The organism is Streptomyces sp. SID14478 (assembly GCF_010548525.1).
Lineage (GTDB): Bacteria > Actinomycetota > Actinomycetes > Streptomycetales > Streptomycetaceae > Streptomyces.
Genome location: NZ_JAAGMG010000125.1, coordinates 1 through 7,149, shown reverse-complemented (window position 1 = coordinate 7,149; position 7,149 = coordinate 1). Strand labels below are relative to the sequence as shown.

The window sequence follows — 7,149 nt, the reverse complement described above, 5'->3', positions numbered from 1 at the left end:
TCTCCGCAAAGACGGCCGCCCCCACCGGGCCGTCCCAAGGAGAGGTGCCCGGAGCGGCTCATCGGGGACCTGGAGGTTTACCTCAAGGCCGGGCCCACAAAGCCCACGCAGGTTCGAATCCTGCCCTCTCCGCACTCACGACATCGCCGGCCTCCCCCGCCGGCGACACCGGCACCCTGGTTCGCCGCTGCACGGTCAGCGGCTGCCAGGGTGCTCTCATGCCCCCCGACACGCGCCGCCCCACGGTGGCCGGCGACACGTTCCGCAATAAAATACCTTCCCAAAGGAATTTTACTGTGCGAGGATGCGGTCATGAGGAGAACTCTCTGGGTGGACGCCTCATGGGCCCTCCACGCGCAGCCCGCCACACGGCTCTCGGCTCCGGCGTGGACGCACCGCGACCCTCCCGCCCGCTCCCTGCCGTACTTACCGCCGAGGGGATAACGACATGTTGAGGTTCTCGATCCTCGGGGCGCTGCAGATCCACACCTCGACAGGTCCCGCCGAGATTCCCGGAGATCTGCAACGAACCCTCATCCAGACACTGCTCGTCAGCGAAGGCCAGTCCATCTCCAGCGAGGCCCTCGCCGACGAGATGTGGGGGAACCGCACCCCTGACAACGAGGCCAACGCACTGCAGGCCCACGTCAGCCGGCTGCGCCGCAAGCTGCGCAGCCTGGAGCCCGAGCGCAGCACCTCGCGCGTCACCATCCAGCCCTCCGGCTACCGACTGACGGTCAGCGAGGGCGAGTTGGACGCCGCAGAGTTCATCAAAGAGGTCCGCACGGCCGAGTCCTGCACCGGCGACCTGACCAGGAGGGCCGACATACTGCGCCGGGCCCTGGACACCTGGCGCGGCCCCGTCTTCGGCGGGTTCCCCGGCGGCACCCTGTGCCAACTCGCCGGCGCACGCTACGAGGAGTACCGGATGCGCGCCATGGAGCTGCGATTCGACTCCGAACTGCGCCTGGGACGCCACACGGCCGTCCTCGCCGAGCTCACCGAGACCCACACCAGCCACCCGCTGCGGGAACGCTTCTGCGAGCAGCTGATGGTCGCCCTGTACTGCGCGGGCCGACAGTCCGACGCCCTCGACATCTTCCGTCGGATGCGCCGGCACCTGGACGACGAACTCGGCATCGAGCCCTCCCCCGCGCTGCGCCAGGTCGAGACGGCCATCCTCTCGCACGATCCCGCGCTCGTCGGCGACGTACGCACGTCGTTGCCGCTGCAACTCACCTGACGTAAGCGGCGCGTCAGCCGGCGGTCAGCGGTCCTTGCCACGATCCGAAGTGAAGTGAGCACGACGACCGGCTACCTCTGGAGGACACCATGACCACACAACAGACCGCCGCCCGTACGGTGTCGACGGACGGGCGCACGCAGGCCGCGCGCCCGTTACGGATCTTCCTCGCTCTCGACGCGGCGGTGACCGCGGCCAACGGCCTCATCTATCTGCTCGCGGCCGGCCCCGTCTCGGATCTGCTCGACGTCGACACCGGCCTGCTGCGGGGCATCGGCGTCTTCCTCACGGTGTACGGCGCACTGGTCGCCGTGATCGCGAGCCGCCCGGTGCCCTCGACCGGGGCCACCAAGGTGGTGATCGAGGCCAACTTGCTGTGGGCCGTCGCGAGCGTCGCCACCGCCGTCTTCGGCTGGTTCGACCCGAACACGATCGGCACCGTGTGGATCCCGCTCCAGGCCCTCGTCGTCGCGGCGTTCGCCGTACTCCAGATCAGCGGCCTGCGTCGCCTCGGCAATTGACGTCCGATCACGGTCAGGGGGAGACATGAGGTCCCAGGTCGCAGAGCTCGCCGAGCTACGCCGACAGGTATGGGCAGGACCGAGTGGCAAGGCGACCGAGGCCCAGCACGCCAAGGGCAAGCTGACCGCGCGTGAGCGTATCGAGCTGCTCCTGGACGAGGGGTCGTTCAACGAGGTCGAGCAGTTGCGCCGGCATCGTGCGGTCGGTTTCGGCCTGGAGGCGAAGAAGCCGTACACGGACGGTGTGATCACCGGCTGGGGCACGGTCGAGGGCCGCACGGTCTTCGTCTACGCGCATGACTTCCGGATCTTCGGCGGCGCGCTGGGCGAGGCCCACGCCACGAAGATCCACAAGATCATGGACATGGCCATCGCGGCCGGTGCCCCGCTGGTCTCGCTGAACGACGGCGCGGGCGCCCGTATCCAGGAGGGCGTCTCCGCGCTCGCCGGCTACGGCGGCATCTTCCAGCGCAACACCAAGGCGTCCGGCGTCATCCCGCAGATCAGCGTGATGCTCGGCCCGTGCGCCGGCGGCGCCGCCTACAGCCCCGCCCTGACCGACTTCGTGTTCATGGTCCGGGACACGTCGCAGATGTTCATCACCGGCCCGGACGTCGTCAAAGCGGTCACCGGCGAGGAGATCTCGCAGAACGGACTGGGCGGCGCCGACGTCCACGCCGAGACCTCCGGCGTCGCGCACTTCGCCTACGACGACGAAGAGACCTGCATCGCCGAGGTCCGCTACCTCCTGACGATGCTCCCGCAGAACAACCGGGAGAGCCCGCCCACCGTGGAGTCGGACGACCCCGCGGACCGCCGCTCGGACGTCCTGCTCGACCTGGTCCCGGCCGACGGCAACCGCCCGTACGACATGACCAAGGTCATCGAGGAACTCGTCGACGACGGCGACTACCTCGAAGTCCACGAGCGCTGGGCGCGCAACATCATCTGCGCCCTGGCCCGCCTCGACGGCCAGGTCGTCGGCATCGTCGCCAACCAGCCCCAGGCCCTCGCAGGCGTCCTGGACATCCACGCGAGCGAGAAGGCCGGCCGGTTCGTACAGCTCTGCGACGCATTCAGCATTCCCCTCATCACCCTGCTCGACGTGCCGGGCTTCCTTCCCGGGGTCGACCAGGAGCACGGCGGGATCATCCGCCACGGCGCGAAGCTGCTGTACGCGTACTGCAACGCCACCGTGCCGCGGATCTCCCTCATCCTGCGCAAGGCGTACGGAGGTGCCTACATCGTCATGGACTCGCAGTCGATCGGCGCCGACCTCACCTACGCCTGGCCCACCAACGAGATCGCGGTCATGGGCGCCGAAGGCGCGGCGAACGTCATCTTCCGTCGCCAGATCGCCGAGGCCGACGACCCCGAAGCAACGCGGGCCCGGTTGGTCAAGGAGTACAAGACCGAGCTGATGCACCCCTACTACGCGGCCGAACGCGGCCTGGTCGACGACGTCATCGACCCCGCCGAGACCCGCGAAGTCCTCATCCGCTCCCTCGCCATGCTCCGCGCCAAGCACGCCGACCTGCCCGCCCGCAAGCACGGCAACCCACCGCAGTAGGACGGAGGATCCATGTCTTCCCCCACTCCCCCCATCCGCATCGAGAAGGGCCAGGCCACGGCCGAGGAGCTCGCCGCACTCACGGTTCTGCTCCTGTCCCGCGAGGCCCTGGCCGGCCCCGGCGCCGAACCCTCGACCCCGGGCACCAGCGTCTGGCGCCTGTCCCCCTTCCAGGCCCCCTGCAGCTGGCGCGCGCCCTGAGACGCCGAGGCCGCCGCAGCCCTCCCCCCTGACCAGCACAAGGAGCGCAAGGATCATGACCGTCCACGGCAGCAGTACGCCGCGCAGCGACTCCCCGCCCTTCTGCGTCCTGCTCGGCCCCGACCACGCGGGCAAGTCGACGGCGCTCGGCCACCTCGGCCGCACCGCACCCGCCTGGCGGCGGGTCTCCGTCGACACCGACTGCCTCGCCCCCGAGCACGCCCTGATCGGCCGACTGCGCCGGGCGGTCGTCGAGGACGTGGCCGACCGCCCCGACGCCTGGTCCCCGGAGTTCCTCACGGCGCTGGTGCAGACCGCGGTGGTCCATCTGCGCGACCAACTGCTGCGCGACGACGGCACGCGCCGCCCGGCCGTCGTCGACTCCTACTACTACAAGTTCCTGGCCAAGTGCCGACTCGCCGGTGCGCCGGACACCGGGCCGCTGGCCTGGTGGCGGACGTTCCCGCAGCCGCGCCGGGTGATCTACCTCGACGTATCGCCCGAAACCGCGTGGCGCCGGGCAGGCCGCGGCGCCGGCCTCAACGCGCTGGAGTACTACGGCCCGTACCCCGACCGGGAGGGCTTCGACCGCTACCAGCACGACCTGGCCAAGGTCATGCGCGAGGAGATCCGCTCCTTGCCGGTGACCGTGATCGAGGAACACCACAGCCCGCAGGAGACCGCGGACGCGATACGGGAGGTACTCGCCCATGAGCTCGGCTGAAGCCTGGACCGACCCCGACCGGCTGCGCCGCTACCGCGCCCGCGTCTTCGCCGAACGGGGCCTCCTGCGGGCCTCCTTCGAGGACGTCGCGGGCCACCGCGAGCGCGTACTGAGCGACCTGCTCGCCTTCAACTCCGGTACCGCGTACGGCAAGCAGCACGGGTTCGACCGCATCCGCACCCTGGACGAGTTCCGGCGGGCGGTGCCCATCCAGACCTACGCCGATCTCCAGCCGTGGATCGAGCGCGCCGCGGCCGGCGAGCGCGGCGTCCTGAGCGCGGACGACCCCGCCCTCTTCTTCACCAGCAGCGGCAGCACCGGCGCGCACAAGAAGATCCCGGTCACGCCCCGCTTCATGCGCACCACCTTCTTCCCCTTCTACTACGCCGCCTGGGCACCGCTGATCGAGCACTTCCCCGACGTCCTCGGCCACCCCGGCGCGGTTCTCAACCTCAAGCACGACCCCCTCGCGGCCCCGCCGACCACCGCGTCCGGGCGGCACCATGCGGGCGCGAGCCAGATCGACTTCGGTGCCAGGTTCGGCGAGCCGCTGTCCGCCGAGCCCGGCACCGGCGCCCCGTGGGCGACGCTCCCCTTCCCGGTCGCGGCCGACGAGCACCTGGAGAAGATGTACCTGCGGCTGCGCCTCGCGGTGGAGAGCGACGTGCGCTGCGTCATCGGCATCAACCCGGCGATGGTGGCCGCCCTGCCCCACCAGCTGCGCCAGTGGTGGCCGCGGATCGTCAAGGAGGTGCGCGACGGCACCCTCGGCGGCCTCCCCTACCGCTCCCCGAGCCCCGAGCGGGCCGCCGAGCTGGAGCGCCTCGCGGCCCGCCACGACGTCGTCCGCCCGGCCCACATCTGGCCGAACATGCGCGCCCTGTTCTGCTGGACCACCGGCCTCGCCACGCTCTATCTCCCGCACCTGCGCGAGGAGTTCGGTCCTCACGTGACCGCGCTGCCGGCCCCGGTCGCCGCGTCCGAGGGGCCGGTGGGCGTCGCGCTCGACCGGCACGGTTCGGCGGGCAGCCTCGTCGTCACCGCCGCGGTGCACGAGTTCGTCGACGCCGAAGAGGATCTGGGCCCGGGCAGCGCCACCCTGGGCCCCGACGAGCTGGAGGCGGGCCGCGACTACCACGTCGTCTTCAGCCATGTCGGGGGCCTCTACCGCTACGCCGTAGGCGATGTCGTACGGGTCGTCGACCACCAGGACGGCGTGCCCCGCCTCGCCTACGCGGGACGCGGCAACACCCGCTCCGACCACGCCGGCGAGCGGCTGCGCGACGCCCAGGTGATCAGGGGCCTGCACAGCGCCCTGGACGCCACGGGGCTCGCAGTGCACAACGCGGCCTGCCGGGTGACACGGGATCAACCCGGCCCGTCCGCCTACGAGTTCGCCCTCGCGCCGACCTCTCCGTGGAGCCGGGACGAGACCGCCCGCTGCGCCGACCGGCTCGATCAGGCACTGCGGCGGGAGTCGGCCGGCTACCGCGCAGCGCGCGCCGCCGGGCGGCTCGGCGCACCGTCGCTGCGCCTGCTGCACCCCGAGGCGTTCTTGCGCGACTGGCAGTCCCAGGTGGCCGGCGGCATCCGCCCCACCCAGGTCAAGGACCGCCTCTTCCGGCAGGACCCCGCGCAGTGGGACCGGCTCCTGACCGCGTCCGAGGAGGCGCGCGGATGAGCCTCCTGTCCCTGCCGCGGGCGCGGCCGGAGACGGCCACCGCCTCCTCCGCCGGGGGCCGCCGGGTGCTGCTCGCCCCCATCACCGTCACCCCGTCCAAGCCGCTGACGCCCAGCCACCTCAAGGGGCTGCTGTGGACGGACGTGATGTACCGGGCCACCCTCGCCCTGGCCGACGTCACCCACCACTGCAGCCACACCACGTACCACCCCACCGAACAGACCCTGGGGTTCTGGGAGTACCTCGACCGCACGCACGGCGAGATGGACTACGCGGGGCTCACCGAGGAACGGATCGGCGAGCTGTACATCGCCTTCCGAGCCGCCGAGCGGGCACCGGCCCCGGCCATGCGCCCCTACGCCGAAGCGGCCGAGCGCGGCTGGGTGCACCCCGCGAGCGCCCGCGTGCTGCGCCTGTGGAGCGCGCACTACGCAGCCCTGGGGCTGCACGACCCCGGCCTGCTGCGTCATCAGCCGCCCGGCCTCGACCTCGACCGGGCCCTGGACCGGCTGACCGGCCTCGGCATGTGCCTGGACCACCGCGCGGTCGGCGGCCCCGTCTACCTCGACCTCACCCGCTTCGGCCTGCCCTTGCGGCAACTGGTCACGGCCGACGGCCGCCCCAACTACCTGGCGTGCGCGCTGCGCGACCTGCTCCCGCTCGCCCCGGAGTACGACGAGGTGGTGCTGCTGTACGACGCGGAACTGGACGCGGACCACCAGCAGTTGGCGCGGGTCCTGACGGCCGTCGGCCCGCGCGTGCGCCGGGTGAGCCTGGGCCGGGTGCCGATCGACGGGACGATCCGCTCGGCCCGCCACGGCGGCTGGGCCGGCCTCCACGCGGGGGAGCTCGTGCGGGCCGCACACGAGCAGTACGAACCGGCCGCCGTCCGACTCGGCATGCGTCTGTACTTCATCGCGGTGCTCGGTCCCGGCCAACAGCAGTCGTTCCGCGCCGACTTGCTGCGGCAGAACTTCGGGCGGGCCGCGCGGCTGCTCGACTCGGCGAGCCCCACGTCGCCGCTGTCCCTCGCGCAGAGCCTCGCCCGGCACCGCAAGGACCACCTGTACGTCGATCCGTACCGGCTGACGTCCGGGCTGCTCGGCAAGCGTCGCGCCGCACCCGCGGCGGAGCTGCTGTCGGCGGTGTTCTCATGACGGCGCCCCCGGCACCGGCCCAGCACCGGCTGCGCGCACTGGCCGCCGACCG

7 protein-coding genes and 1 tRNA gene are annotated in these 7,149 nt (G+C 71.6%); all 8 read left to right on the top strand.

What is annotated here, in order from left to right; translation table 11 throughout:
- Positions 1–38 precede the first annotated feature (38 nt).
- The 8 genes from G3I40_RS05000 to G3I40_RS04965 all read left to right on the top strand — a co-directional run bounded on the left by G3I40_RS05000 (position 39) and on the right by G3I40_RS04965 (position 7,097).
- Positions 39–132: transfer RNA gene (locus G3I40_RS05000), tRNA-Cys, on the top strand.
- Between the two features lie 316 nt (positions 133–448).
- Complete coding sequence (locus G3I40_RS04995; RefSeq protein ID WP_164300931.1) at positions 449–1,243, top strand: BTAD domain-containing putative transcriptional regulator; 795 nt, start codon at positions 449–451, stop codon at positions 1,241–1,243.
- A gap of 89 nt (positions 1,244–1,332) precedes the next feature.
- Positions 1,333–1,764: a hypothetical protein gene (locus G3I40_RS04990; protein ID WP_164300930.1), complete on the top strand. Its 432-nt coding sequence runs from the start codon at positions 1,333–1,335 to the stop codon at positions 1,762–1,764.
- 25 nt (positions 1,765–1,789) lie between these two features.
- On the top strand, positions 1,790–3,334 hold the full coding sequence (locus G3I40_RS04985) for an acyl-CoA carboxylase subunit beta (protein ID WP_164300929.1): 1,545 nt from the start codon (positions 1,790–1,792) through the stop codon (positions 3,332–3,334).
- Positions 3,335–3,346: 12 nt separating this feature from the next.
- Complete coding sequence (locus tag G3I40_RS04980) at positions 3,347–3,535, top strand: acyl-CoA carboxylase subunit epsilon (RefSeq protein ID WP_164300928.1); 189 nt, start codon at positions 3,347–3,349, stop codon at positions 3,533–3,535.
- Positions 3,536–3,590: 55 nt separating this feature from the next.
- Positions 3,591–4,259 (top strand): hypothetical protein, encoded by a 669-nt coding sequence (locus G3I40_RS04975; RefSeq protein WP_164300927.1) that lies wholly within the window; start codon positions 3,591–3,593, stop codon positions 4,257–4,259.
- Positions 4,246–5,940 (top strand): GH3 auxin-responsive promoter family protein, encoded by a 1,695-nt coding sequence (locus tag G3I40_RS04970; protein ID WP_164300926.1) that lies wholly within the window; start codon positions 4,246–4,248, stop codon positions 5,938–5,940. Before G3I40_RS04975 ends, G3I40_RS04970 begins: the two co-directional genes overlap by 14 nt.
- On the top strand, positions 5,937–7,097 hold the full coding sequence (locus G3I40_RS04965; protein ID WP_239091544.1) for a hypothetical protein: 1,161 nt from the start codon (positions 5,937–5,939) through the stop codon (positions 7,095–7,097). Before G3I40_RS04970 ends, G3I40_RS04965 begins: the two co-directional genes overlap by 4 nt.
- The last annotated feature ends 52 nt before the right edge of the window (positions 7,098–7,149 follow it).